At 68.5% G+C, this 26486-nt stretch carries 27 protein-coding genes and 1 pseudogene; 23 read left to right on the top strand and 5 right to left on the bottom strand.

The window, feature by feature from the left end:
* Positions 1-43 precede the first annotated feature (43 nt).
* The 4 genes from ACR81A_RS13915 to ACR81A_RS13900 all read left to right on the top strand — a co-directional run bounded on the left by ACR81A_RS13915 (position 44) and on the right by ACR81A_RS13900 (position 3337).
* Positions 44-445, top strand: coding sequence for a cytidine deaminase (locus tag ACR81A_RS13915; protein ID WP_440312147.1), 402 nt, complete (start codon positions 44-46; stop codon positions 443-445).
* Positions 442-1407 carry an arsenic resistance protein gene (locus tag ACR81A_RS13910; RefSeq protein WP_440312146.1) on the top strand — a complete coding sequence of 322 codons (966 nt, stop codon included), beginning with the start codon at positions 442-444 and terminating at the stop codon, positions 1405-1407. Before ACR81A_RS13915 ends, ACR81A_RS13910 begins: the two co-directional genes overlap by 4 nt.
* A gap of 106 nt (positions 1408-1513) precedes the next feature.
* Complete coding sequence (locus ACR81A_RS13905; RefSeq protein WP_440313158.1) at positions 1514-2956, top strand: DHA2 family efflux MFS transporter permease subunit; 1443 nt, start codon at positions 1514-1516, stop codon at positions 2954-2956.
* Positions 2957-3007: 51 nt separating this feature from the next.
* Positions 3008-3337 (top strand): thiamine-binding protein, encoded by a 330-nt coding sequence (locus ACR81A_RS13900; RefSeq protein WP_440312145.1) that lies wholly within the window; start codon positions 3008-3010, stop codon positions 3335-3337.
* Positions 3338-4034: 697 nt separating this feature from the next.
* On the opposite strand, the gene ACR81A_RS13895 is transcribed toward ACR81A_RS13900, so the two are convergent.
* Positions 4035-5459, bottom strand: a complete 1425-nt coding sequence (locus ACR81A_RS13895) for an APC family permease (RefSeq protein ID WP_440312144.1) — start codon at positions 5457-5459, stop codon at positions 4035-4037.
* A 179-nt stretch (positions 5460-5638) separates the two neighbouring features.
* On the opposite strand from ACR81A_RS13895, the gene ACR81A_RS13890 reads away from it, so the two are divergent.
* From ACR81A_RS13890 to ACR81A_RS13870, 5 genes and pseudogenes are all read left to right on the top strand, one after another.
* A complete protein-coding gene (locus tag ACR81A_RS13890; protein WP_440312143.1) occupies positions 5639-6649 on the top strand; it encodes a carbon-nitrogen hydrolase family protein in 1011 nt (336 codons plus the stop codon).
* Positions 6639-7034, top strand: coding sequence for a hypothetical protein (locus tag ACR81A_RS13885; RefSeq protein WP_440312142.1), 396 nt, complete (start codon positions 6639-6641; stop codon positions 7032-7034). Before ACR81A_RS13890 ends, ACR81A_RS13885 begins: the two co-directional genes overlap by 11 nt.
* A gap of 21 nt (positions 7035-7055) precedes the next feature.
* On the top strand, positions 7056-7688 hold the full coding sequence (locus tag ACR81A_RS13880) for a TetR/AcrR family transcriptional regulator (protein ID WP_440312141.1): 633 nt from the start codon (positions 7056-7058) through the stop codon (positions 7686-7688).
* Positions 7689-7786: 98 nt separating this feature from the next.
* Positions 7787-8098, top strand: a pseudogene (locus ACR81A_RS13875) (thiamine-binding protein); the annotation flags it as partial.
* Between the two features lie 163 nt (positions 8099-8261).
* Complete coding sequence (locus tag ACR81A_RS13870; protein ID WP_440312140.1) at positions 8262-8687, top strand: hypothetical protein; 426 nt, start codon at positions 8262-8264, stop codon at positions 8685-8687.
* 76 nt (positions 8688-8763) lie between these two features.
* Here ACR81A_RS13870 and ACR81A_RS13865 read toward each other — a convergent pair whose 3' ends face one another.
* Together ACR81A_RS13865 and ACR81A_RS13860 are read right to left on the bottom strand one after the other, a co-directional pair.
* Positions 8764-9789 (bottom strand): NADP-dependent oxidoreductase, encoded by a 1026-nt coding sequence (locus ACR81A_RS13865; RefSeq protein WP_440312139.1) that lies wholly within the window; start codon positions 9787-9789, stop codon positions 8764-8766.
* Positions 9790-9888: 99 nt separating this feature from the next.
* The gene (locus ACR81A_RS13860; RefSeq protein WP_202380586.1) at positions 9889-10275 is read right to left on the bottom strand and encodes a DUF1304 domain-containing protein; all 387 of its coding nucleotides are present in this window, start codon (positions 10273-10275) and stop codon (positions 9889-9891) included.
* Positions 10276-10372: 97 nt separating this feature from the next.
* On the opposite strand from ACR81A_RS13860, the gene ACR81A_RS13855 reads away from it, so the two are divergent.
* The 12 genes from ACR81A_RS13855 to ACR81A_RS13800 all read left to right on the top strand — a co-directional run bounded on the left by ACR81A_RS13855 (position 10373) and on the right by ACR81A_RS13800 (position 23234).
* A complete protein-coding gene (locus ACR81A_RS13855) occupies positions 10373-10954 on the top strand; it encodes a TetR/AcrR family transcriptional regulator (RefSeq protein WP_440312138.1) in 582 nt (193 codons plus the stop codon).
* A gap of 37 nt (positions 10955-10991) precedes the next feature.
* Positions 10992-11882, top strand: a complete 891-nt coding sequence (locus tag ACR81A_RS13850; RefSeq protein ID WP_440312137.1) for an aldose epimerase family protein — start codon at positions 10992-10994, stop codon at positions 11880-11882.
* Positions 11883-12015: 133 nt separating this feature from the next.
* A complete protein-coding gene (locus ACR81A_RS13845) occupies positions 12016-12687 on the top strand; it encodes a GntR family transcriptional regulator (RefSeq protein ID WP_202380589.1) in 672 nt (223 codons plus the stop codon).
* Positions 12688-12689: 2 nt separating this feature from the next.
* Positions 12690-13574 (top strand): SMP-30/gluconolactonase/LRE family protein, encoded by an 885-nt coding sequence (locus ACR81A_RS13840; RefSeq protein WP_440312136.1) that lies wholly within the window; start codon positions 12690-12692, stop codon positions 13572-13574.
* Between the two features lie 266 nt (positions 13575-13840).
* Positions 13841-15391 (top strand): ABC transporter substrate-binding protein, encoded by a 1551-nt coding sequence (locus tag ACR81A_RS13835; protein WP_202380591.1) that lies wholly within the window; start codon positions 13841-13843, stop codon positions 15389-15391.
* 1 nt (position 15392) lies between these two features.
* Positions 15393-16355 (top strand): ABC transporter permease, encoded by a 963-nt coding sequence (locus ACR81A_RS13830; protein WP_440312135.1) that lies wholly within the window; start codon positions 15393-15395, stop codon positions 16353-16355.
* Positions 16348-17214 carry an ABC transporter permease gene (locus tag ACR81A_RS13825; RefSeq protein ID WP_440312134.1) on the top strand — a complete coding sequence of 289 codons (867 nt, stop codon included), beginning with the start codon at positions 16348-16350 and terminating at the stop codon, positions 17212-17214. Before ACR81A_RS13830 ends, ACR81A_RS13825 begins: the two co-directional genes overlap by 8 nt.
* On the top strand, positions 17214-18944 hold the full coding sequence (locus ACR81A_RS13820) for an ABC transporter ATP-binding protein (RefSeq protein ID WP_440312133.1): 1731 nt from the start codon (positions 17214-17216) through the stop codon (positions 18942-18944). The genes ACR81A_RS13825 and ACR81A_RS13820 overlap by 1 nt, the downstream gene beginning before the upstream one ends.
* Positions 18941-20356, top strand: a complete 1416-nt coding sequence (locus ACR81A_RS13815; RefSeq protein WP_440312132.1) for a hypothetical protein — start codon at positions 18941-18943, stop codon at positions 20354-20356. The genes ACR81A_RS13820 and ACR81A_RS13815 overlap by 4 nt, the downstream gene beginning before the upstream one ends.
* A gap of 67 nt (positions 20357-20423) precedes the next feature.
* Positions 20424-21251 (top strand): SDR family NAD(P)-dependent oxidoreductase, encoded by an 828-nt coding sequence (locus ACR81A_RS13810; RefSeq protein WP_440312131.1) that lies wholly within the window; start codon positions 20424-20426, stop codon positions 21249-21251.
* Positions 21248-22348, top strand: coding sequence for a mandelate racemase/muconate lactonizing enzyme family protein (locus tag ACR81A_RS13805; protein ID WP_440312130.1), 1101 nt, complete (start codon positions 21248-21250; stop codon positions 22346-22348). Before ACR81A_RS13810 ends, ACR81A_RS13805 begins: the two co-directional genes overlap by 4 nt.
* A gap of 64 nt (positions 22349-22412) precedes the next feature.
* Positions 22413-23234, top strand: coding sequence for an SDR family NAD(P)-dependent oxidoreductase (locus ACR81A_RS13800; protein ID WP_440312129.1), 822 nt, complete (start codon positions 22413-22415; stop codon positions 23232-23234).
* Positions 23235-23301: 67 nt separating this feature from the next.
* Here ACR81A_RS13800 and ACR81A_RS13795 read toward each other — a convergent pair whose 3' ends face one another.
* On the bottom strand, positions 23302-23643 hold the full coding sequence (locus ACR81A_RS13795) for a nuclear transport factor 2 family protein (RefSeq protein ID WP_202380598.1): 342 nt from the start codon (positions 23641-23643) through the stop codon (positions 23302-23304).
* A gap of 65 nt (positions 23644-23708) precedes the next feature.
* Positions 23709-24476 carry an SDR family NAD(P)-dependent oxidoreductase gene (locus tag ACR81A_RS13790; RefSeq protein ID WP_440312128.1) on the bottom strand — a complete coding sequence of 256 codons (768 nt, stop codon included), beginning with the start codon at positions 24474-24476 and terminating at the stop codon, positions 23709-23711.
* A gap of 77 nt (positions 24477-24553) precedes the next feature.
* Between ACR81A_RS13790 and ACR81A_RS13785 the strand changes: the two genes are divergently transcribed.
* On the top strand, positions 24554-25546 hold the full coding sequence (locus tag ACR81A_RS13785; protein ID WP_440312127.1) for a C-terminal binding protein: 993 nt from the start codon (positions 24554-24556) through the stop codon (positions 25544-25546).
* Entirely contained in the window at positions 25546-26409 is an 864-nt protein-coding gene (locus ACR81A_RS13780) for a fumarylacetoacetate hydrolase family protein (protein WP_440312126.1), read from the top strand. Before ACR81A_RS13785 ends, ACR81A_RS13780 begins: the two co-directional genes overlap by 1 nt.
* Positions 26410-26486: the final 77 nt, after the last annotated feature.

The raw sequence follows: 26486 nt of genomic DNA, 5'->3' as shown, positions 1-26486 counted from the left end.
AGTGACCCCGATCCGAGGGAGCGGCGACGCGTAGGCTGTGGGCATGACCGAACACGCGATCGACTGGGCCGGACTCCGCGCCGCCGCGCTCGCCGCAGCGGAGAACGCCTACGCCCCGTACTCCGGCCTCTCGGTGGGCTGCGCCGCGCTTGCCGACGATGGGCGTGTGGTCACCGGCTGCAACGTGGAGAACGCGAGCTACGGGCTGACCCTCTGTGCCGAGTGCACAATGATCGGCGCGCTGCACGCGAGCGGCGGCGGAACACTCGTCGCGTTCGCGTGCGTCGACGGCTCCGGCAACACGCTCACCCCGTGCGGGCGCTGCCGCCAGCTGCTCTTCGAGGCCGCGGCTCCCGGCCTGCTCGTTGACACGGCGAGTGGTGCGCGCACGATCGACGAGCTCCTGCCCGAGGCTTTCGGCCCGAGCGCGCTCCCCGCGAGGTGAGTGACGCGGGTCCGAGCACCTGGCTCGAGCGCCACCAGGTGTGGCTGAGCCTTGCCGCTCTCCTGCTCGGCGGCCTGCTGGGGATCCTCGCACCGGCTGTCGCCTACCCTGCGGAAGCGGTGATCGCCCCGGCCCTGATGCTTCTGCTCACCGCAACATTTGTCGGTGTGCCGTTTGCTCGCATCGGAGCGGCACTGCGCGACCTGCGCTTTCTCGGCGTTGTCCTCGCGGTGAACTTCGTTGCGGCCCCGGTGGTTGCCTGGGTGGTGACGCGCCTCGTAAGCCACGACACCACGCTGCTCGTGGGCGCGCTGTTCGTACTCCTGACCCCGTGCATCGACTACGTCATCGTGTTCACGGGGCTCGCGGGCGGGGCCAAGGACCGGCTGCTCGCGGTGGCGCCGGTGCTGCTCATCGCACAGATGCTGCTCTTGTCGCTGTTTCTTCGCCTCTTTGTGGGGCCGGAGGCCGCCGACACAGTCGAGCCCGCCCCGTTTCTGGACGCGCTCCTCTGGTTCATCGTCGTGCCGCTCTGCGCCGCCGCCATGATCCAGGTCCTCGCAGCACGCACGCGCGTCGGCGCTGCCGCTTCGCGCGGGCTCAGCGCGGGCATGGTGCCGTTTATGCTCGTCACGCTTGCAGCGGTAGCGGCCTCACAGTCGAGTGGGATCGAGGCTGCCTGGTCGAACCTGGCGCTACTCATTCCCGTGTATCTGGCGTTTGGCCTCGTCATGTGGGGCGTCGGCGCGCTGAGCGGACGCGCGGCCGGCCTCGACCGTCCGGGGTGGATCGCGGTCGCGTTCAGCGGCGCCACACGGAACTCGCTCGTAGTGCTGCCGCTGGTGCTCGCGCTGCCAGGCGCCGCGGGCCTCGCCGCGCTCGCGGTAGTGACGCAGACCATCGTTGAGCTGCTCATCCTTCCGCTCCTCGTGCGAATCGGCCGTGTGCTCACAGCAACTTGAGCGCCGCCCTGGCCCGCGTGTCTGAGGGCCGGAGTAGGCTGTCCGGGTGAATTCCGAGCAGCCCGCACAGCAACCCTCAATCCGCCCCTGGGCCGCACTCTGGTCCATGGTGCTCGGCTTCTTCATGATCCTGGTGGACACGACGATCGTGTCCGTCGCAAACCCGTCGATCATGCAGAGCCTCGAAACCACGATGGTGGCAACCCTGTGGGCGACGAGCGCGTATCTGCTCGCGTACGCTGTTCCGCTGCTCATCACCGGCCGCCTCGGTGACCGCTTCGGAACGCGCCGCATTTACCTTGCAGGCCTCGCCGTCTTTACGATCTCCTCACTCATGTGTGGCCTCGCCGACAGCATCGAGGTGCTGATCTTCGCCCGCGTGCTGCAGGGCCTCGGCGCGGCGCTCATGACCCCGCAGACGATGGCCGTGATCACGCGCATCTTCGCACCGCGCGAGCGCGGATCGGCGATGGCGGTCTGGGGTGTTACGGCGGGCGTTGCCACGCTCGTCGGCCCGATCCTCGGCGGCTTCCTCCTCGACGCGTGGGGCTGGGAGTGGATCTTCTTCATCAACGTGCCGGTCGGCGTCATCGCGTTCGTGCTCGCGATGCGCTTCGTGCCAAAGCTGCCCACCAACGCGCATCGCTTCGACTGGCTCGGCGTGATCCTGAGCGCACTCGGCATGTTCCTCCTGGTCTTCGGCATTCAGGAGGGGCAGAGCTACGAGTGGGGCATGATCTGGGGCCCCATCAGTGTGTGGGGACTCATCATCGCGGGCATTGTGATCCTCGCCCTCTTCGTCGTGTGGCAGCGCGTGCAGCGCGGCGAACCCCTGATCCCGCTCCAGATCTTCCGCGACCGCAACTTCTCGGTGGGCTCGGCGGCGATTGTTATGGTGGGTTTCAGCGTCACCAGTATGAACCTGCCGCTCATGTTCTTCCTGCAGCTCGTCATGGGACTGACGCCCACGCAGTCGGCGCTGCTGATGATCCCGATGGCGGTGCTCTCCATCGTTCTCGCGCGACCCGTCGGGCTGCTCATCGACCGCCGCGACCCGCGCCGCATCCCTGTGATCGGCCTGCTGCTCGTCGGGATCGGTGTGCTCGGGTACGCGCTGCTGCTCAAGCCGGACACCCCGGTGCTCATGTTCCTGATTCCGAGCGCGATCCTTGGTGTGGGCAACGCCTTCATGTGGGGTCCGCTCTCGTCGATCACCACGTTTGGGCTGGATCCCCGGCTCGCCGGCGCGGGATCTGGGGTCTACAACACGAGCCGCCAGGTGGGCGCCGTGCTCGGCTCGGCAGCGATGGCCGTGCTCATGGAGTCGCGCCTCTCTGCGCTGCTCGGCGAACAGGGCGCCGCGCACTCAATGGGCGGCGAGGGCGGGCTCACGCAGCTGCCCGAGCCCGCGCGCGAGGCGTTTAGCCAGGCCATGATGCAGTCGCTCATTCTGCCGATGTGCGTCATCCTCGTTGGGGCCTTCATCGCCGTGTTGTTTGGCCCGCGCCCCGCACGCACGGGCGAGGTGCGCGTCGTGGCGGCAGACTAGTCTCAGGGCTCGGCGCTGCCGGGCTCGCTTCCCGGGTTGAAAGGACTCCTCATGATTCTTGCATTCTCCGTCGCGCCGAGCGGCGTGGGCCCTGCCGGCCCCGCTATGAGCGAGACCGGCTCGGTTTCCGAGGCTGTTGCCGCCGCAATCCGGGTGGTGCGCGACTCTGGTCTGCCGCACCGCACCTCCTCGATGTTCACCGAGATCGAGGGCGAGTGGGACGAGGTCTTTGACGTGGTGAAGCGCGCCACTGAGGCCGTGCTGCCGTTCGGTTCACGAGTGTCGCTCGTGATGAAGGCCGACATTCGCCCGGGCTTCGAGGGCGAGCTCGACGGCAAGCTCGAGCGACTCGAGCGGGCGCTAGATGGGGTTGAGGCATGACACCCTATTTGCCAATCTCCTGGGGCTTGTCATTGGAAGCTAAATCCTCTGCTCAATAGTCAAGTGCCCAGTATCGAAGCCTGAGGCCAGTTTCGCGATCTCAAGCTCTGGTGTGAGCTGCCTGATCCGGTCTCCTGCTTCCCTCGTCTCTGCGTCTGATCTAGAGGATCTACCGAGCCCGCAACCACTATCGATCTTGTGGTGGCGAAGCTAGGAATGCAGCGTGATGTCGTGGTCGTCGGCGGCGTTGGCTGCAACGGCCGCGAAGGCGTAGCCGATACCGCCGAGGGCGATGCCGGCGCTGACCATTCGACGGACGCGCAATCACCGGATCATGTCGTTGGAACCATAGCGACGACGGCCACCTGCTCGCCGCTCGCGCCCAGGGAGCTGGCCTTTCTTGTGGTCGTAGCGGATTTTCTGATGAGTGATGCTGACATAAGAGGCGGCACCACCGACGGTGGCCCGGAGGGGCAAGCAACGAGAATGCGTGCGAAGCCTTGCTCGATGGGCGTGGTGCTCCCAGTGCTCCGCATGAGACTATGAAAGCTGCAACTCCAAGCGCCAGGTGGCGTACCGACCAGAACTCTGCGGGACATTTAACGTTCAGGGAGACCAGCGTTCTCCCGATGCGTAATCTTTGCGTTGCAGAAGTTTCGGAGACCGCTATCACAGGCTCAAGGGCCGAGGCGATCGATCAGCGGTCGAGCTCGCGGAGTCGCTCGTGTGGTCGGGTAATGAGGATCACGAGCAGCGCGATGACCGCGATCCCCCCGAATACCCAGACCACTGACCACACTTCCATGGGCCCGGCGCCGGGTGCCGCGAGTTCCGGCCTCGGCCATGCAATGTTGATCGTCTCAAACCCGAGCCACAGCAGCGCACCCCAAGCCGTGATGGAGTACCACCGCTCCTGAGTTCGCGTTCCGATGCGCCAGGACTCCCACCGGCCGGAGAGTTGAGCAAATACAACGGTGATGGCAACGAGGGTGAACACGATGTACAAGCCCCCGGTGCCGAATCGGATCATCGTGCCCATCGCGTCGTCGCTGAATCCCAGCAGCAGCCCGCACAGCGCGACGACGGTAGCGGCCGAGATCGCTCGAACCGGAATGGCGGTCCGAGAGGAGACCTCGTCAAGTCGCAGCTTCGCCGGCAGGACGTTTTCGCGGGCGACGGCGAAGTACACCCGACCCAAGTAGGTCTGCATTGACAGCACGCAGGCGAAGAAGGTGACGGCGACGAGCACGAGGAACGGCTTCTCCGCCAGCGGTCCGAGATTGCTGGTCACCGCGTCGAGCACCGGGTCAGCGACCTGCCCGGTGGCGAGCATACTCAGGTCGCGGGTAGCGAGGATGACTGCGACTGCGACCATGAGTACAATGCCGCCGACGAGTGCGGTTGCGCCCACGATGGCCTTCGCCGCACTCGTGCCGGATCCATGCGCCTCTTCGACAACCGAAGCGCTGGCGTCGAAGCCGACGAACGCCCATCCGCACACAGCCAGGGCGGTCATAGCGGCGGGGATCATCTCGAGCTGCTGCCCCACGATTTCCTGACTCGTCTCCCACGTGAAGACATCCCACGACTGATGCTGGAATCCCAGCAGCAACACGACCCCGAGGGCGATCGACGCGAGCACTTCGCACAGGATCCCGATGTTGATGATCGTCTTCGTGAACTTCAGACCCTGGCAATTGATGAGAAGGCCGAGGAGCAGGAGCCCTGCGCTCCAGAGCAGCGCAGCGGGTCCGGTGACGGTGATTCCGAAGATGAGGTGGCTGATCCATGGTGCTGCGAGGTAGGCGACAGTGGTAAGTGCCGCCGAGACGGCGATGAGGTACATCACGCCCGTGAACCACGCGTACCGTGGCCCGACGAGTCGACGGGCCCACTGGAACGGCCCGCCGGTGATAGGGATCCGGCGCGCGAGTCCCGCGTAGACGACCGCCACGAGCAACTGGCACCCGAGTGAGATGACGAGCGGCCAGATCCACCACGGCCCCGCCGTGATCATTCCGAGCGAGAAAATGGAGTAAAGGCCCACGACCGGGGCGACCGTGGCGACGCCGATCGACAGCAGGCTGACGGCACCCAGGCCGCGGCGCAGCTGCGGACTCATCGGCCCGTCAGGTATCCCCGGGGCGCTAGCTCCGACAGTCTCCTCAGTTCTCATCGTGTCCATTGTGCTGACTCCGCTCCTTTGCGTCGGGCAACCTATCAAGTGATAGCCTGATCTGAGAGGCAAGACTATCACTTGATAGGCACACTGTCGCGCCATCTCATTAGAAAGGTCCCCGCATGCACACCACCGTTGCGATCGCTCAGATCGCGCCCGTTCTTCTCGATACGCACCGCGGTGTTCGAGCCGCTGCCGACGCCGTCGTGGCGGCGGCACGCTCGGGTGCCCGGATCGTGGCCTTCGCCGAGTCTTGGCTCGGAGGGTACCCTGCGTGGGCGTTCGGCCACGCAGGGTGGGGTGACCCGGTCGGACGCAGGCTCTACGGCGAGCTGCTGCGCGAGTCCGTGGTGCTCGGTTCTGGCGCGGACGGTCACGGCGTCGACGACGTTCTCTCCCCTATCAGAGCCGCGGCACGCGCACACGAGGTTGTCGTGGTCATCGGCGCCAATGAACGCCCGTCCGCCCACTCGGGCACCGTCTACAACTCGCTCATCACGATCGGCACTGACGGGCGCACGCTCAACGTGCACCGGAAGACCACCCCCACGCTCACCGAGAAGCTCGTGCACGCGCCCGGTGACGCCGCCGGTCTGGGTGCGGTGGACACACCCCATGGGCGCCTCGGAGGCCTTATCTGCTGGGAGCACTGGAACCCTCTCGCCCGCGCCGCCGCGCACGCCACCGACGAGGAGATTCACGTCGCTGCCTGGCCGGACTTCCCTGAGGAGCACTTGCTCGCCTCGCGATCTTACGCTTTCGAGGGACGCACGTTCGTGCTCGCCGCCGCCCAGATGTTGCCGCGGGAGGCGGTTCCTGCCGAGCTCCGAGAGGCGTTCCAGCTAGGTGCGGGGGTGGTCGACGACACCGATACATACTTCGACGGCGGGTCGTGCATCATCGCCCCCGACGGATCCTGGGTGCTCGAGCCGCAGTACGACAACGAGGGAATCTTCGTGCGGGATCTCGATCTCGCGACCATCCCCGGAGCACACTACGACCTGGACGTCAGCGGGCACTACGGTCGCTCCGAGCTCTTCGACCTCCGGGTGCGAAGCGATCGCCGCAGCACGGTGACCCGCGACGCCACGGCCGAATCTCGCACGCAGATCGGGGGCGATCGTGGGGAGTGAGCTACTGGTCCTCGTTGGACTCTGCTCCGTCGCTCTGGGTGGCGTCTCGGGTTTCGCGCTGCTGGCGGCGGTCGATGCGCCCGAGACCTTGCGCCGCCTTGGAGTCGTTGACGCGAAGCGGGTACAGCAGCTGCACCTTGACTGGATCATCATGGGCTGCGTCGTCGGATTCGTGGGGCTCGCGGCGCCCACTCTCCCCGCTTGGCTGGTGGTCCTCACCGCGCTCGGCGGGATCGTCAACCCGCTCACCTTCCTTCCCATGGCATTCTCGAAGACCGTCGCGACCACTCAGTGGTTCAAGCTGGTGTCGTTTGTTTCGTTCTGCAGCCTGTGCGTCGGGTTGGTGGGGGCGTGCGCCTGGCATATCGCTACGCTAGTGGGATGACTCGCGAGGGAAGCCGACCACGTGTTCGATAGCGACGCACCACCCCCATCGACATGGGAAACCGCCGCCAGTGGAACGAAACACGAGATTCTGGTCGCGGCCTCCCAACTGTTCTGGAAGCAGGGCTACAAGGGTACGTCGACCCGTGAAATCGCCACCCAGGTCGGCATCCAGCAACCCAGCCTCTTTCACTTCTTTCCCAACAAGGCAGCGATCCTGCAGGCGCTCCTTGCGATCAGCCTCAACGACACCCTCGTCGCTTCCGATCGAGCGGTGGCTGGTACGGGATCTCCCGCCGCCAGGTTGCATGCGTACCTGGTCTGGGACCTCACCGAGCTGCACCGAATGCCCTATGTGCTGGCGGGCATCCACAGCGTCGACATCCTCACCACCCCGGGATTCGAGGTCTGGGCCGACAAGTCCCGGAAACTCTACGCGAACCTCCGCACGCTTATCGCCCAGGGCATCGAGGCGGGGGAGTTTCACGAGCAGAATCTCCGCCTCGCCCAGGAGCAGGTCGCTTGGCAGGTGCTCGCGCACATCTCGTTCCACGCCGAGGGGCTCAGTACCGACCCGATCGCAGAAGCGCGCGAGGGTGCCGACTTCATCATCCGGGGCTTGGGTGGCCTGATGAGCGAGTTCCACGCTCTGTAGCTTGCACCCCCTCGCATCGACACAGATGCGAGGGGGTGCGTTGCGGGCAGGCCTAGATCGACGGGGAGTCAGCCCAAACTGATTCGACTTCTCTCAGGTTGCTCGCAAAGGTTCCCGGGGGTCGGGTGTTGGGGTATGAGTCTGCTGCATGTCTAGCTGGCAATCTGGCACGGTCCAGTTCGATTCCTATTCGCTCCGTTTGTCGCAAGCGCCACCCGTGTCCCAGTCGATTGATGTTCACGGAAATCGAGGGCGAGTGGGACTATGCGTTCGACGCGGTGCAACGCGCCACCGAGGCCGTGCTGCCGCTTGGTTCACGAGTGTCGCTGGTGATGAAGGCTGACATTCGCCCGGGCTTTGAGGGCGAACTCGACGGCAAGCTCGAGCGGCTGGAGCGTGCGGTGAAGGCCGGTGCCGACAAGTGGGCACACACCGTGCTCGGGTGCACGATTTACACACTTAGAAAACTCACTGCAGTCTACGATGTTCAGATGCGGGCGCGGTGTCGGCGCTCGGTGGATCAGGTGCGTACGGGCTGAGGGGTGCAGAGTGGCGAGAGCAGGTTCGCGTGTGGTGTTGAGACGAACGGAGTTGCGCCGGATGCTCGCCGCTGTCGGCGCCGCAGGCTGCATTGCGCTGCTCGCCTCGTGCTCGGCCCCGGGGGAGGCCGTGCGTTCGGGCCCGCTCAGCGTGAAGGAAACGTGCGGGGAAATTGGGCGCTTGATGTCGGTGCCACTAGATGTCGCCAACCAGGTCCTCGTTGGCGAGGCGCAGGAATCTGATGTGCGTGAGGCAGGGCGCGAATTCTCCGTTGCGCTTGCCGATCTCGCTGCGGACGCCGAGTCGGGATTTGTCGCGGACCTGCTTGCGGCAGCGGCGGCTATCGAGGATGGCGATCTTGAGACCTCTCGGGAGTTTGCGGCCCCGTTCGACGCACTCTCGCAGCGCTGCGACGATGCTCGAGCGCGTATTGAGTTCAACCTTTCACACGGCGGCTAGACGGCCAACCGGCTGCTCGACAGAGTGCCTGGGCGATGCGTTCCCGCGGGAGTGGGATCCGCATCGCCCAGGTGTGTCAGCGCGCCTCGGGCGCCACTCGGACGAGCATCTTGCCCGTGTTGGCGCCCCGCATCATGTCGAGGAACGCGTCGACCGTGTGCTCGATCCCGTCGACCACGGTCTCGTCGTAGGCAATGTTGCCCTGCGCGAACCACTCGGCCATGCGCCCCTGGAACTCGGGGGCGAGATGCCAGTGTGCGCCGATCGTGAAGCCCCGCAGCGTGAGGGCGCGAGTAATGAGATTGGCCATGTTGTCGGGGCCGACGGGCTTTTCCGTGGTGTTGTAGCTCTCGATCGCCCCGCACAGCGCCGCGCGGCCGCCGTCGTTGAACGCGTCGAGCGCGGCCTCGAGGTGGCTGCCGCCCACGTTGTCGAAGAACACGTCGATGCCGTCCGGGGCTGCTTCGGCGAGGAGCTCGCGCACATTGCCGCTCTTGTAGTTCAACGCCGCGTCGTACCCGTACTTCGAGGTGAGGAGCGCCACCTTTTCGTCGGATCCGGCCGAGCCGATGACGCGCTTCGCGCCGAGCAGCTTTGCGATCTGACCCGCCGCGGTGCCGACCGCGCCCGCCGCGCCTGAGATGAACACGGTGTCCCCCTCCTGCATGTGTGCGATCTCGGTGAGCCCCACGTAGGCGGTGAGCCCGGTCATGCCGAGCACGTGCAGGTTGAGCGACAGGGGGACGCCCGGCAGTTCGGGGATCACGCGGAAGGTCTTCGCGTCACCCTGCGCCAGATCGCTCCAGCCGTGCTGGTGCAGCACGACCGCGCCGACCGGATACTCCGCGACGGTGGACGCGGTGACGCGCCCCACGGCGCCGCCCGTGATGGTCTCACCCAGCGCGTACGGGGCGACGTAGCTGCGCACGTCGTTCATGCGGCCGCGCATGTAGGGGTCGACCGAAATGTACTCATTGCGCACGCGGATCTGGCCGGGCGCGAGCTCGGGAAGATCGTCGGTGACCGTGCGGAAGTTCTCCGCGCTCGGCCAGCCGGTGGGGCGGGACACGAGTTGGATTTGGGTGCGAGACGTGGTGCTCATGGGGCGGTGGCCTTTCGGGCTGGGGTTGGCGTGGTGCTGAAGTCGGTGTGGTGCTGGGAGCGTGGGCGGCGGCGCGACGTGTGGCGCGCGGCCGTCCGCCTAGAACGCGAAGCTCAGCGCGAGCGCGGCAACGCTGAAGAGCGGCAGCGCCCCCTGCTTGAACGCGGCGGCCCGCTTGTCTGGGCTGGAAAGCGCGAGCACGAGGGCCGCGGCGAGCATGGATCCCACTCCCGTGAACACGAGCGTGAGGCCCACGGCCTGGTGTCCGAGTGCGGTGAGGAGCGCGCCGAGCAGCGCCGCCACGGCGAGAAAGAGGTTGTAGAACCCTTGATTGAAGGCGAGTTCGCGAGTGGCGTGCGCTTCCTCGGCGGTGATGCCAAAGACGGCGCGGGCGCGCGCTGAGGTCCACGCGATCGACTCGAGATAAAAAATGAACACGTGCAGCAGGGCGGCGGCCCCCGCGAGCACCAAACCGGTGATGAGCATGCGCTGTCCCTTCCGCGCCGCGAGCGGATGCTCGAACGGCTTTCCGTAACGATCGTTCCAATATATACTGGAACGACCATTCTGGAAAGGGGGAGCCGTGGCGAGAACTCCGAGCTTCGATCGTGCAACCGTGGTGCGCGCGGCGCGTGCCGTGTTCTGGCGCGACGGCTACGAGTCGGCCGCCGTCCCCCGACTGGAAGAAGCCACGGGGCTCAGCCGCTCAAGCCTCTACGGCGCGTTCGGCTCGAAGCGGGGGCTCTTCGACGAGGTGGTGCAGAACTACCTCGACGAGGTGGTGCGCCCACGTCTCGCCCCGCTGCAGGCGGACGAGGTTGCCCCCACGGCACTGCGCGAGTACCTGCTCGGGCTGCGCGAAGCGTTCGCCAGCATCGACGCGATCGCGCCCGTCCCCGGCTGCCTGCTGATCAACACCGCCGCGGGCCCGGTGGGCGCAGACCCCGAGGTAGCGCGAGTTATTGCGGACTACCGGGCTGAGCTCCACGGGGCCCTGCGCCGCGGTGTGGCTGCGCAGCCGGGGCGCGATCCCGAGCAGATTGCGCAGCTTGCCACGGTCGTGACCGGCCTCGTCGTCTCGGCGTTCGCCCTGGTGCGCGTCGACCCGGATGCGGCGGGCGCGAGCCTCGACGCCGCGCTCCACGCGATCGAGCACCGCGGCTGACGCGGTGAGCTGAGCGGCGGCGTGACAGACTGTCCCCGTGAATGACGCAGTGACCGCGACGCAGCGGGACCGTGCCCCCGGGGCAGCATCAGATCGGGATCGCTCCGTGGAGCTTCGCGCCGGCGTGGCCCGGGCGACCGTGCTTCCGGGGTGGGGTGGCCGGCTCGCGAGCCTGAACATCGACGGGCGAGAGGTGCTCGGCGCGGGAATCGTGGGCGGCGGCGCACCCGAATCGTGGTTCTCGGGCTGCTTTCCCATGGCCCCCTTTGCGGGGAGGCTGACGGGCGACCGCGTCGTGTGGGCTGAGGAGGCGGTGGCACTGCCGCGGCCGGCCCCGCAGGTCGAGGCCGCGCACGGCGTCGTGGACGCCGCGGCATGGACCGTGCGCGAGGCGACGCCTGAGCGAGCGCTCCTGCGCACCGAGCTTGCGGCACCCTGGCCGTTCGGTGGCTGGGCGGAGCAGCGCATTACGCTCCGCGACGACGCGATCGAGCTCGTGCTGCGATGTGGCAATGACGAGCGCGAGATGCCGGTGTCGCTCGGGTACCACCCGTGGTTTCGGCGTGAGGTCGGGGGCGTGGCTGCCGAGCTGCGCTTCGCGCCCGAGGCGCGCTTCGCGGAGATCGGCCCTGGGCTGTTCGCCCAGCCGGTTGCGGGGGCGGATGCCGGGCCAGGCGATGGTGCCCGGGACCACTCGTACCTGCACGCGGGAGACCCGGTGATCGCGTGGGGTGACCTCGAACTCACGCTGCGCTCCTCGCACGATGTATGGCATGTGTTTGATGGGCAGCGGCCGGCGTTCTGCGTGGAGCCGCTCACCGCGGCGCCGGATGGCCTGCAGCCCGATCGCACCTGGGCGGTGGGGCCGGGGGTGGTTGCAGAGCTGCGCTTCGAGCTGAGCTGGGCCGTGAGGCCAACTGAGGTGTGAACTGAGCTGGGCTCAGTGCCGAGCCGCGGCTCGGGACGTTGCTATAGCGATGGGGTAGGCTGGTTGCTCGGGCTGCGCGTCCTGTGACCCGCCACCCCTGGGATGGTCACTGTTGACCCACGATTGGACCTACATGTCGCTGAGCAATCTGAAGAGTTCGAGTATCTCGGACACGGTGACCACCGAGTTGCGCGAGGCGATCCTCGCCGGCGACTTCGAACCCGGTGCGCGCCTCGTCGAGCGGCACCTTGCCGAGCAATTGGGCGTCAGCCACATCCCCGTGCGTGAGGCGCTCGCCCGCCTTACGGAGGAGGGGCTCGTCGAGCGCGAGCCGCGCCGTGGTGCGCGCGTTGCCGAGCTGGGCGAGACCGAGCTCGAGGAGGTGTCGAGCCTGCGCTCGGTGCTCGAGCGTTTCGTGGTGGAGCGGGTGCAGGCGCGCTGGCAGCCGGAGCACGAGGCCGAGCTCCGGGCGATTGTGGATCGCATGGGTGAGGCAGCCGCGGCGGGTGACGTCGATCTGCTCTTCACGCAGGATCGTCGGTTCCATGAGGCGCTCTGGACGCTTGCCGAGCACTCGGTGCTGGCGGACATCGCCTCGCAGCTACGCGGCCGCATCAACAGCTTCCTGAAGGCCGCGAACGCGGCACTGGCGCGCGACGAGCTTGAGCGCCACGTACAGGCGCACGCCGACCTCATTACGGCGATCGCGAGCGGCGACCTGGCTCGCGCGCAGGAGTCGATGACGCAGCACATCGAGGACGCGGTGACGCGCGTCTCCGCCACCGGCCGAGACGACGCGAGCTAACCGTGCGCGCCGTCTGGCCCGCCGGGGCGGAGGCCACGGCGAGCGATCTGGCGGGCCCGCGCGGCCTGCAACTTCCCGAGTCGCCACGGGTGTCCGCTGACGGGCGCACGCTCTGGTTTGTGGACATCACGGCGCAGCAGCTCTGGCGCGTGCCGATTGCGCGGCTGCACGATCGCGCGGCCTACGAGTCGCGGGAGCTGCTCGGCGAGCCCGGCTTCGTCGCGCCCGACGCTCACGCCGACGGAATCGTGACCGTGGGCCTGCCGGATGGCCTGTACCGCTTCGACTGGGTGAGCGGCGAGTTGCAGCTCGCGTGCGCGTTGCCCGCGGCCGAAGTGCCGGTGCGCATCAACGATGGGGCGGTGGCGGCCGACGGTGCGGTGTGGTTCGGCACGATGAATCTGCGTGCGGGGGATCCCCCAGCCGGCGTGCTCTATCGCGCCGCGGGCGGCGAGGTGGACGCGCTCGACGCGCCGGTCGCCTGTTGGAACGGGATCGGCTGGCGCCCGGACGGTGGCGAGACGTACGTCACGGACACCCTTGGCGGCGAGATCCGTCGCTACTCCGCGCACGGTGAGCCGCTCGGCCGATTCCCCGTGCCCGGCGCGGACAGTAGCGTGCTGCCCGACGGCCTGATCGTCGACGACAGTGGTGCCCTGTGGAGCGCGATGTGGGGCGGCGGTGCGGTGCTGCGGCTCCGTGATGGGCGTGCGGTGGGCGCGATTCGCGTACCCGGTGCGCGGCCGAGCGCCCTCGCCGAGCTGCCGGACGGCGGGCTGGTGATCACTCGCGCAGCGGACGATGCGGGCGATGGCGCACTCGCCGTCGTCTCTGCCGCCGACGTGGCCCGCGTGCGCGCGGCGGAGGGTGCTCCGGCGTCACGCTGAGGGCGTAGACCGTCCGTGGAGAGGGCGGCATGCGCGGCGCGGTTCGCGGGGCGCGCTCGGGAGCGGCGGTCGGCGAGAAGCGGTGCGGCGCCCCGCGATCCCGCGCTGCTGGGGTGTTCATTCCGTGCTCACTCCGCCGCCGGCGGAGTGCCGGTGTCGTCTCCCTCGGCTCGCGGAATGTGGCCGCAGATAGACACCGGAGCGCTTATGCTAGATACTATAGCGAAGGCATGCAGTTGAGTGCCGGCCATCATCTTGGAGGAACAATGTTGTTGCGAAAGAAGCTCGCGACGGGCGCCCTGGCCCTCGCCACCCTGTTTACCCTGACCTCCTGTGCCGGCACTGGCGGCGGCACGCTCGGTTCAGGCTCGGGAGGCGGCGACGCCCCCACGAAGATCACGGTTGCTGCGGCGCAGGGTATCCCGCAGCTGAACCCCGCGATCCGCACCTTTGCGTGGGAGGAAGTGCTCTTCCCGCTGCTGTGGAACGGGCTCACCGAGACGAGCGAGAGCGGCGAAATCGAGGGCGACCTGGCCGAGGAGTGGAAGGTCAGCGACGACCAGAAGACCTGGACCTTCACGCTGCGCGACGGCGTCACCTTCTCGAACGGCAAGGCGCTCACCGCCGACGATGTCGTCGCGTCGTTTGAGTACTACCTCGCACCCGAGACCTCCACGCAGGAGAAGACGAAGATCGAGGCCATCACGAGCGTGAAGGCCGTCGACGAGCGCACCGTCGAGTTCCAGCTCGACGCCCCCACCGCAACCTTCCCCGCGGGCATCGTGTGGGTCAAGGTGATGGATATGGACTCGCTCGACCAGATCGACAAGGAGCCGATCGGCACCGGGCCGTACACGGTGAAGGCGTTCACGCCCGACAACTCCGTCACGCTCGTGCGCAACGACGATTACTTCGGTGACGCGCCCGCGCTCGAGACGATCACTATCGAGAAGGCCGCCGAGTCGACCGCGGCCGTGACCGGCCTGCGCTCCGGCGACATCGACGTGCTGTGGTCGGTGCCGCAGGGCGATGTCGCACAGTTCGAGGGGGACAGCGCGATCGAGCTCGTGCGCCCGGAGAACCCGAGCCAGTGGCCGAGCTGGGAGATGGACACCACCTCCGCGCCCTTCAACGACGTGCGCGCACGCCAGGCGCTCGCCTACGCGATCGACCGCGACGCGATCCTCGAGGCCGCGTACGCGGATCAGGGCCATCTCGCGCCCACGAACAACGCGCTGGGCGAGAACAACCCCTGGTACGGCGGCAAGCTCGCCGACTACAGCTACGACCTCGACAAGGCGAAGGAGCTCTTCGCCGCCGCGGGCGTGACCGAGGGCACGACGCTCACCTGGTGGGGCGTGGCCGGCCAGTACCCCGAGTGGAACACGAGCGCCGAGATTCTGCAGGCCAGCCTGAAGGAAATCGGCATCACGCTGAAGATCGAGAACAACGACATCGGAACGTGGGTCGAGAAGTTCTACCCCGCGGGCAAGAACTACCCCGCGACGATCGTGCCGAACTTCCAGTCGACGCCGCCGGAGCCCGCCTACTCGCTGAACTTCTACCGTGAGGGCCGCTGCGAGTGCAACTGGTCGAACGACGACTTCGAGAGCGCGTTTGACGCGGCAGTCGGCGAGCCCGACGAGGCCGCCCGCAAGACCAAGTGGGGCGAGGTGCAGAGCATCATCAACCGCGAGGTGCCGCTCATCGTTCCGATCCAGGCCACCGTGGTGACCGCGACCAACAGCTCGCTTGACGGCGTGTGGGTCGAGGGCGGCGGCCAGCTCCACCTCGAGAACGCCGGCTTCAAGGGATAACGTGACCAGATTCATCCTTCGGCGGGTGGCGATCAGCATCGTGATGCTGATCGCCACCTCGCTCCTCGTCTTCATCGTCCTCCGGCTGCTGCCGGGCGACCCGGTGATCACCCGCCTCGGCTCCACCCCCGGAGTCGACGCGGAGATGATCGAGCGGCTTCGCGCCGAAGCGGGGCTCGACGCCCCGATCTGGCAGCAGTACCTGAACTGGGTGGGCGGCATGTTCCGCGGCGACTTCGGTCAGTCCTACTTCAACCAGTTCTCCGTGAACGAGCTCATCGCGCAGCGGCTTCCCGCCACGCTCGAGCTCACCGTGAACGCGGTGCTCCTCGCGCTCGTGATCGCCGTGCCCACCGCAGTGTTTGCGTCCCTCAAGCCGCTCGGCTGGCTCGACCGCGTGCTCACCGCAATCTCAACAGCCGGAATGGCGCTGCCGCAGTTCTTGATCGGCATCGTGCTCATCGTCGTGTTCGCGGTGACGCTGCGCTGGCTGCCGGCGCGCGGCTACGTGCCCTTCTCGGAGGACCCGGCGCTCAACATCGTGGGGATGATCCTCCCCTCGGTGACGCTCGCGCTCGCCTCCGCGCCGCTGCTCATCCGCTTCCTCCGCGCCTCGATGATCGAAACGCTTGCCGCGCCCTTCATTCGCACCGCGCGCGGCAAGGGCGTGGACCGGGCGGGCGTCGTCGTGGGGCACGCGCTCCGCAACGCGCTCATCCCGGGGCTCACCATGCTCGGCCTGATCGTCGGCTACACGCTCGGCGGCGTGGTGATCATCGAGTACGTGTTCGGCATCCCCGGGCTCGGCTCGCTGGCCATCGACTCCGTGTTCAAGCGCGACTACGCCGTGCTGCAGTCGGTCGTGCTCCTCATCAGCGCAATGTTTATCTTGACCTCGCTGATCGTCGACCTCCTGTATGGGGTCCTGGATCCGCGCCTGCGAGTGGGGAAGAACCGTGGCTAATCTCACCACCCAGAAGCTCCTCCTGCCCATCATGCGCCGGGGCGGTGCGCTGCGCCGCACGCCGTGGCAGACGTGGGTGGCCGTCGGCGTGCTCGGCGTGATCGCCCTCGCGTGCATCGCCGCACCGCTCGTCGCCCCGTACGACCCGACTGCGCAGTCGTCCGACCGCTTCGCCGGCATGAGCGCGGCGCACTGGTTCGGCACCGACGAGCTGGGCCGCGACCTGCTCAGCCGTGTGTTGCACGGCGGACAGCTGACACTCTTCATCGTGCTCGGCGCCACCGCGGTGGCCATGGTCATCGGCACGATCTGGGGCATGGCCGCCGCCTTCCTGCGCGGCTGGCTCGACGAGGTGCTCATGCGCCTCGCCGACACGGTCATGGCGATCCCGCAGATGCTCTTCGCCCTCGTGTTCATTTCGGCGTTCGGCGCGACCCCGGTGAAGCTCGCCCTGATTATCGGCGTGCTGCTCACTCCCACCACGGCCCGCCTCGTGCGCTCCTCGGTGCTGGGCGAGATTCAGGCCGACTACTTCACTGCCGCCGTCTCGTATGGTGCGTCGAAGGGGCGCCTCCTCACTCGCGAGGTGCTGCCGAATGTGGCGGGACCGATCACGGTGCAGGCTGCGATCAACGCGGCCAACGCGCTCCTCCTCGAGGCGTCGATGAGCTTCGTCGGACTGGGGATCCAGCCGCCCGAGGCCACCTGGGGCACGCTCGTGCAGCAGGGGTATCAGAAGATGTACCAGTCGACCGGCTACGTGCTCTTCCCCGCCCTGTTCATCTTCATCACTATCTGGATGCTCAACCTGCTGGCGGACCAGCTGGGTGAGACCGCGCAATCGAAGGGACGGAAGTGATGACGAACGCAGCATCCCCCGACGCCCCCGTTCTCAAGGTCACTGACCTCACGGTGAGCTACGGCGAGGCGCAGCCCGTCAAGGGCATCAGCTTCCAGCTGCGCCGCGGCGAGAAGATTGGGATCGTGGGCGAGTCGGGATCCGGCAAGTCGCTCACCGCCCTCTCCATCATGCGCCTCACCGACGGCGCCCAGCTGGGCGGCAGCATCCGATTGGGTGACACCGAGCTCACGGGGCTCAGCCAGCGCCAGATGGAGAAGCTGCGCGGCGGCCGGGTCGCGATGGTCTACCAGGACCCGATGAGCTCGCTCAACCCGGTCATGACCATCGGCGCACAGCTGATCGAGGCGATCCGCTTGCACAGCCCGGTAAGCAAGCGTGCGGCGCACGCGCGCGGCATCGAGCTGCTCACCGAGGTGGGCGTGCCGTTCCCTGAGCAGCGCATGAGCCAGTACCCGCACGAGTTCTCGGGCGGCATGCGCCAGCGCGTGATGATCGCGATGGCGATGTCGGGCAACCCGGAGGTGCTCATCGCCGATGAGCCGACGACGGCGCTCGACGTGACCACGCAGGCGCGCATCATCGACCTGCTCGACAAGCTCGCCGAGGAGCACGGCACCGCCGTGATCCTCATCACGCACGACCTGGGTGTTGCCGCGGGCTTCTGCGAGCAGATCCACGTCATGCGACACGGGCGGATCATTGAGTCGGCGCCCGCGCCCGAGCTCTACGCGAACCCGCAGCACGACTACTCGCGCTCGCTGCTCGGCGCGGTCGTCGACCTCACCGTCGACGTGAACAGGCCGATTCCCACGAGCGCCGACATTCTTGCGGCGGAGGGCGTTGCGCCCCGGCAGCTCGCGGCGCAGGCTGAGGTCGCGGGCCGCGGCGAGGTGCTCGTCAGCGTGCGGAACCTGAAGAAGACGTTCCACCTGGGCGGCGGCGAGTCAGTCACCGCCATCAACGACGTCTCGTTCGATATTCGTCGCGGCGAGACCTTCGGCCTCGTCGGTGAGTCGGGGAGTGGCAAGTCGACGGTGTCGCGCGCGGTGCTCGCGCTGCAGGATGTCGACTCGGGCACCGTAACGATCGGCGGCCGCGACGTGCATGCCCTCCGCGGCAAGGAACTGCGCACGGCCCGGCGCGACATGCAGATGGTGTTCCAGGATCCGTTCTCGGCGCTCAACCGCCGCCAGACGGTGGCGCAGATCGTTGCCTCGCCGCTCGAAGCGCACGGCATCGGCTCGCCGCAGGAACGCCGCGAGAAGGTCGCCGAGACGCTTGAGCTCGTGGGCCTCGGCCAGGGGTTCAACGACCGCCTGCCCGGCACGATGTCGGGCGGCCAGTGCCAGCGCGTGGCGATTGCCCGCTCGCTGGTGCTTGACCCCGAGTTCATGGTGCTTGACGAATCGGTGTCTGCGCTTGACGTGTCGATCCAGGCGCAGGTGCTCAACCTGCTCCGGGATCTGCAGGCCCGGTTGGGGCTCACGTACCTCTTTATTAGCCACGACCTCGCCGTGATCCGCTACATGTCGAGCACGGTCGCCGTGATGCGCCGTGGCACGATTGTTGAGCAGGCGAGCCGCGATGAGCTGTTCGCGAATCCGCAGCACGCCTACACCCGCTCGCTCATGGCGGCGATCCCCGTCGCCGACCCCACGGTCGAGCGTGAACGGCGGAAGGAAGCCGCGAGGCTCGCGGCGGCACTGCAGACGGAGGCGGCAGCATGAGTGAGTCCACGCACGAGCGCCGCACCCAGCTGGGGGATCGCCTGCGGGTGCCGCGCACCAGCGCGGGCCTCGGCATCGCGACGCGCGACATCACGCCGCCCACCGGCATTCGGGCGAAGAACTGGGGCCCCGCTGACTGGGAGCGCGCCGAGGGCGCCCACCGCGAGATGACGCTCACGGCACTGGCGATCGTGCCGAGTGCGGGCGCCGCCGCGCCGCGCGTGCTCATCACCGCGGACGGCACCTGGTGGCGCCGAGTGGCCGACGAGTGGGGCGTGCGCGGACGCGTGCTCGCCGAGCTCGGCCTCCCCGCCGACGCGCTCACGCTCTCGCTCTCACACACGCACGCCGGCCCCGTGCTCTGCGCGGCAGACGCGCACCTCGACGGCGGCGAGCTGATCCCGGGCTACCTCGAGGCGCTCGCCGGTGCCGCAATCGCGGCGGCACGCGAGGCCATCGCGAATGCCGCCCCCGGCCGAATTGAGTGGGCGACGGGACGCTGCGGGCTCGCCGCGAACCGCGAGCTCGACGTCGACGGCCGCGCACTCGTCGGCTACAACCCCGAGGAGACCGCGGACGACACCGTGCTTATTGGCCGGATCACCGCGACGAGCGGCGACGTGCTCGGCACGATCGTGAACTACGCGTGCCATCCCACCACCCTCTCGTGGCAGAACCGGCTCGTCTCGCCCGACTACGTTGGCGGCATGCGCGCCCTCGTTGCGGAGGCGACCGGTGCTCCCGTGCTCTTCCTGCAGGGCGCCTCGGGTGAGCTCGCCCCCCGCGAGCAGTACACGGGCGACCTGGATGTTGCCGACCGCCACGGGCGATCGCTCGGCCACGCGGTGCTCGCCGCGCTCGACTCGCTCCCCGTTCCCGGCGCCGAGCTCGAGCTCGGCGGCATCGTCGAGTCGGGTGCACCGCTCGCCGTGTGGGCGCCCGCGCCCGCGACGGGCGGCGAGGAGATCACCGGCGTGACGGCCGCGGCCGAGCTTGAGCTCGTCGACCTGCCCAGCCTCGACGAACTCGCCGAGAGCTGGGCCGACATCGACCCCCGCAGCCGCGAAGAACGGCTCGGCCGGGCACGCAACCTGCGCGACGGATACATCACCGGCTCCACCGTGCAGCACCCCGTGTGGGCCTGGCGGCTCGGCGACGCCGTGTTCGTCGCGCACCCCGGCGAGGCATACTCGCGCCTGCAGACCACACTCCGCGCCCGCTTCCCGGACACCCCGATCCTCGTCGCGAACCTCACGAACGGCCCCGGCTTCGTCTACCTGCCCACGCAGGACGCGTACGATCGCGGCGCCTACCAGGCGTGGCAGACACCGCTGCGCGCCGGCTCCCTCGACCGGCTCGAGGAGCACGCCGCCGCGCTCGTGGCCGATCTGCTCGGCCAGCCCGGGCGCTAGCCGCCCCGCTCCACGTTCTCGCACCACCGTTGTTCGCATCACCGCACCACCACCTCGAAAGGGCATCATGACGCAGCCGTCCGCTTCCCCCGCACTCCACACCGCCCCGGCGGGCCGCGCGCCCGTTGCCATCGTCACCGGTGGCTCCGGCGGGATCGGCTGGGAGATCGGGCGCCGCCTCGTCGCCGACGGCTACACGGTGATCGCCTGCGACATGGTGCCCGGCCTCACGGCGGAGCCGCTGCCCGAGGGCGATGCTGCACCGACTGCCCCGACGCTGTGGCGCGAGCTGAACGTCACCGATCACGCCGCCGTCGCGCGCGTTTTCGGCGAGATCGCGGCCGAGTTCGGGGGCATCGATGTGCTCGTGAACAACGCGGGGATCCAGCGCCACCGCGGCATCGAGGATCTCAGCTGGGGCGAGTGGGAGGCCGTGGTGAACGTCAACCTGCACGGCGTCTTCAATGCACTGCAGGCCGCGGGACGACAGATGCTCGGCCAGGAGACCGGCGGCCGGATCGTTAACATCTCCTCCGTCTCGGCACGCGGCTCGGCTGGCCGTGCTCCCTACTCGACCACGAAGGCCGCGGTGATCGGCCTCACCTCCACGGCGGGAGCCGAGTGGGCGGCGCTCGGCGTGCGCGTGAACGCGGTGGCCCCGGGCTACGTCGACACCGGCGTCTTCCGTCAGGGAGTCGAGGCGGGCACCCTGAGCCTCGACACGATCCTCAGCCGCATTCCTGCGAAGCGCCTCGCGCAGGCGAGCGAAATCGCGAACGCCGTGAGCTTCCTCGTGTCCGAGCAGGCCTCGTACATGAACGGCCAGACGCTGTACGTCGACGGCGGCTTCATGATCGACTACGGCGTGCCCCTCGCAAAGAAGCCGACGCCGTGAGCGAGACGCCTGCACGCCACGTGACCGCGGTGCGCACCGCCAACGCGGTGCTGCCGCTCCCCGCCCCGCTCCACCTCGGGGCGATGACGGTGACGCGTCGCGAGTACGCGGGGGTGCGCCTCGAAACCGGTGATGGCCTCGTCGGCTCCGCGTACTGCCTGAGTCGCGAGGCACCCATGACTGAGATTGTGGATCGCCTCGTCGCGCCGCACGCGCTCGGTTCCGACAGCTCGGATCCCGAAGCGGTGTGGGATCGCATGCTGCGCGGCTCCGCGATCGTGGGGCGCGTGGGCCTCGTGCGCCGGGCGATCGGCCTCGTCGATGTTGCGCTCTGGGATGTCGCCGCGCAGCGCCGCGGCGTGCCCGTGTGTGAGCTGCTCGGCGCGGATGCGGCGCCCCGCGACACCATGCTCGTGGCCGCCTACCCCACCCCCGAGCGGCCTATCGCCGAGGTGGTTGAGGAGGTCGTGTCGCAGGCTGCCGAGGGCTGGCCGCTCGTGAAGATCTCGCGTGCTGCCGACCCTACCTACATGGGCGAGCTGATTCGCACGCTCAACCGTGAACTCCCCGCGAACTGCGGCCTCGTGGTCGACATTGGTTTCGGCTGGCGCGACGCGGACGCTGCGCTCGCCGAGATCCGCGCCTGGGGTGACATTGAGCTGGCCTGGCTCGAGGACCCGCTGCTGCCCGAAGACGTTGCGGGCTGCGCGCGTATTCGCCGCGAGACCGGGCTCACGGTGTCCGTGGGAGACGAGGTGACCGACCCGGAGGTGCTCCGCGCGCTCGTCACGGGCGACGCGGTTGACGTGCTGCGCATCGACGTGGTGGCTGTGGGGGGCCTCACCCCGGCGCGTGAGCTGCGCGACTGGTGTGCCGAGCGCGGCGTGCCGGTCTCCTGTCACGTGTACCCCGAGATCAGTGTGCACTTGGGCGCCGGCGTCGAGACCTTCAACCGTCGCCCGGAGGGCAACCCGTACGATCCGTCACCGCTGCTCACCACGGGCGGCCCGACGTTCGCCCAGGGGCGTGCAACACCGCCCGCGTCACCCGGGCTGGGCTTCGCGCTGCGCCCCGAGCACTTCGCCTTCGGGGCGTAGGCTCGGCCGCAGGCACCGCAGTCATCCACCCCACCCACCCGCAGACCTCACCGAGGAGCTTCGCATGACCCCCACCCTCCCCGCACCGCGCAGCACTGAGCCGCGCAGCGCCGTCGTGACCGGCAGCGGCAAGGGCATCGGCCGCGCGATCGCTGAGCGACTGACGGCCGACGGCTGGCTGGTGGTCGGTCTCGAGCGCAGCCCCGGATCCGGCACCCTCGAGGCGGGCATCTGCGCGGACGTGGTGCTCGGTGACTCGCGCGAGCGCAGTGCGCACGAGGCCGCGGCGGCGCGCGCACGCGAACTCGCGCCGTTGGGCGGCTGGGTGAACAACGCCGGGATTACGAAGACCACGCCGCTGCACCACCTCGACGAGGCCACCGTGCGCGAGGTGATCGACATCAACGGGCTCGGCTACCTGTGGGGCGCGACAGCCGCCGTCGAGGCGTTCACCGCGCAGCGTTCGGGCGGCTCGATCGTCAACATCGGCTCCGTGCACGGCCGCTCGGCGTTTGCCGACCACGCGGCCTACGAGTTCACGAAGGGCGGCATCGACGCGCTGAGCCGCAGCATCGCCGTGAGCTACGGGCCGCTCGGGATCCGGGCCAACACGGTTGCCCCGGGCGGCGTGCGCACGCCCCACCTCGAGGCACAGATCGCACGTGCCGCGGACCCCGAGGCGGAGGAGCGGGGGCTGGCCGAGGGGCCGCCCATGCGCCGCATTGCGCGCGCCGAAGAGGTCGCCGCGGTGACCGCGTTCCTGCTCGGCGATGAGGCGCCCTACCTGAGCGGCCAGTCGATCGCCGTCGACGGCGCGTGGACGGCGTCTTTTGGGCGACCGCAGACCGATGCGGCACTGCTCGAGGCGTACGGGCTCACCCCGTAGCGCGATTCCACACACGAACGCCCTCCGATCCCGCTCAGGATCGGAGGGCGTTCGCGTGTGTGAAGCGCTATGCCTTGAGCATGGAGGCGCGCGAGATCAGGCCGTCCACGACGTCGAACGTGGCGATCGTCTCGGTCGCGACACCCGCGTTGATGACGCGCTCCTGAGCCACCACCCAGCGCTCACCGAAGAGCACCGTCGTGTCGATGACGCAGCTGAGCTCGGGGTTCTCGAGGCGAGGCGCATAGAACGCGCGGATCGCGTCGCGGCCGACGATCGGCTCGGGGCCGACCCCGGTGATCACCGCGTCCTTCGCGTAGGTGCCGACGAACGTGTCGAGGTCGTGGTCGTTGAACGCGTCAACCTGGGCGGTGACCGTGGCGAGCGCGGTCTGGCTGGGAACGGGCATGAGTGCTCCTTCGCAATCGGGAAGTGGGGGAGACGGGTGGCCGGGAGTGGGCTCCCGGATCCCAATCAATCGATTCGAACGCCGCCGTTGACGTCGTAGGTGGCGCCCGTGGTGAACGCGGCCTTCGGCGAGGCGAGCGCGGCGATGATCCATGCCACGTCGTCCGGCTGCCCAAAGTCGCCGAGGGGGATTGAGGAGGTGAGTGCGTCGCGCGCTGGGCCCTGGAGGTGGTCGGTGATTGCGGAGACCACGGGGCCCGGGGTGACCGCGTTGACGCGAATACCCTCGGCGGCGAGGCCGCGCGCGAAGGATCGGGTCAGCGCAAGGATGGCGCCCTTGCTCGCGGCGTAGTGCATGCCGGTCTTGAGCGCGCCCTGCTGGCCCGCAATCGAGGAGAGGTTGACCACCGAGCGGTCAATCGGCGCCTCGGGGGTGCCCGCTGCCGCGCGCAACAGGGGAAGGGCTGCGCGAGTGAGGAGGAAGGTGCCGCGACCGTTGGTCTCCATGACGGCGTCCCACTCATCGATCGTGATGTCGTCGAAGGCGCGGTAGGGGCACACTCCGCCGTTATTGATGAGCACGTGGAGCTTGCCCCAGCGGGCCTCGACCTCGGCGACGAGGGCCTCGATCGATGCGGGATCGCGCAGGTCCAGGCGCGACACGTGGGCCTCGGGTGCGCCGGCTGCGATGCATGCGTCGGCGGCCTCACGGGCTGCCGCCTCGCCGCCCGTGTACGTGAGCCAGACGGCGTTTCCGTCGGCGGCGAGAGCGAGTGCGGCGGCGGTGCCGATGCCCGAGCTCGCCCCGGTGATGAGTGCGTATCGGAGAGTCATACTCAAGACGCTATAGCATTTCTCGCCCCTCCGCATCGGGGTGGCGGTAGTTTGCTAGATGCTATAGCATTCGATTCATGAACTCTGATCTCGTACTCCTTACGGACAGCGATCTCCCCGGCACCGCCGCCCGGGACACGCTGGCCGCGGCCGGCCTCACCGCCCAGGCCGCCCAGACCCGCGATCCCGAACAGCTCATCGCTGCGGGCAAGGATGCGACCGCGCTGGTCGTGCAGTGGGCGCCGATCACAGCCGAGGTGATGGACGGTATGCCGAACCTCCGCATCATCAGCCGACTCGGCATCGGCGTGGACATGGTCGACCTCGCCGCGGCAACGGAACGCGGCATCGCCGTCGCGAACACCCCCACGTACTGCGTGGAAGAGGTGGCGACCCACACGCTCGCGATGATCCTCGCGCAGGCGCGCGGTCTCGCCGGCTACGACGCCGCCGTCCGCGCGGGGCGCTGGGCCGCCGTCGACGCGCAGCCCATGTCGATCCGTCCCTCCGCGAGCACCGTTAGCGTGATTGGCTATGGCCGCATCGGGCGCATGGTCGCGTCCTCGCTCATCGCGATGGGTTTCCGCGTGCTCGTCTCCGATCCGTTCCTCGACGCAGACGCCGCCCGCGCGGCGGGCGTGGTCCCCGCAACGCTCGACGAGGCGCTCTCGGGCGCAGACATCGTGACGCTGCACGCGCCGCTCACCGACGAGACCCGACACATGCTCAACGCGCAGAGCATCGCGCGCATGCGCCAGGGCGCGGTGGTCGTGAACACGTGCCGCGGGCCGCTCATCGACGAAGACGCGCTTGCCGACGCGATCGAGTCGGGCCACCTCGGCGGTGCCGCGCTCGATGTGTTCGCCGCAGAGCCGCTCCCGGCCGACAGCCGCCTCCGCGCGAACGAGCGCGTGCTGCTCACGCCGCACGCGGCGTGGTACTCGCCGGAGGCCCTCGCCGACCTCCCGGTGCACGCCGCACAGAACGTTGTCGAATTCCTCGCAGGCCGCCCCGTGCCCGCGATTCTCAACCCGGAGGCGCTGACGCGCCGTGAAGAGGTAGGTGCCTGATGGAACTCATGCGACTCGGCCAGCCCGGCCACGAGGTGCCCGTACTGCGAGACGGCGAGCGCGTGTTCGACCTCCGCCCCCTCACCGAAGACATCGACGGTGCATTCTTCGAGACCGGTGGCATCGAGCGCGCTCGCGCGGCACTCGCCGCGGGCGAGCTGAGCGAACTCGCCGACTCGGCATCGCTCCGCGTGGGCGCCCCGATCGCGCGCCCGTCGGCGGTGGTGTGCATCGGCATGAACTACGCCGCGCACGCCGCCGAGTCGGGTTCGCTGCCCCCCGAGAATCCCGTGGTGTTCATGAAGACTCCGAACACCGTGGTCGGCCCGTTCGACGAGGTGTTCCTGCCGCCCACCGCACAGACCGTGGACTGGGAGGTGGAGCTTGCCATCGTGATCGGGCGCCGCGCACGCTACCTGTCGAGCCCCGCTGAGGCTCGCGCACACATCGCCGGCTTTACGATCTCGAACGATGTGTCCGAGCGCGACTTCCAGCTCGAGCACTCGGGCGGCCAGTGGTCGAAGGGAAAGTGCTCCGAGACCTTCAACCCGCTCGGGCCCGTGCTCGTGCCCGCTGATGAGCTCGACTACCAGAACCTCCGCCTCGGCTCGCGCGTCAACGGCGAGACGCGACAGGACTCCACGACCGCCGACATGATCTTCCCCGTCGACGAGATCGTGTACCACCTGAGCCAGTACCTGGTGCTTGAGCCGGGCGACATTGTGAATACGGGAACGCCGAAGGGTGTGGCCCTCTCGGGGAACTTCCCCTACCTTGCTGACGGCGACGAGATGACGATGTGGATCGAGGGGCTCGGCGAGCAGACGCAGCGCGTGCGCCCCGCCGTGCTCCCTGGCGCTTAGCCGCCTGTACGATCGACCGGCGGGTCCGCGCCACACGCTCACACCTCCTGAGTCGCGTGCGGGCCCGCCGGTTGCCT

Source organism: Leucobacter chromiireducens, assembly GCF_051993095.1.
In the GTDB taxonomy this organism is placed as follows: domain Bacteria; phylum Actinomycetota; class Actinomycetes; order Actinomycetales; family Microbacteriaceae; genus Leucobacter; species Leucobacter chromiireducens.
This window is presented reverse-complemented; position numbering and strand designations above follow the sequence as displayed.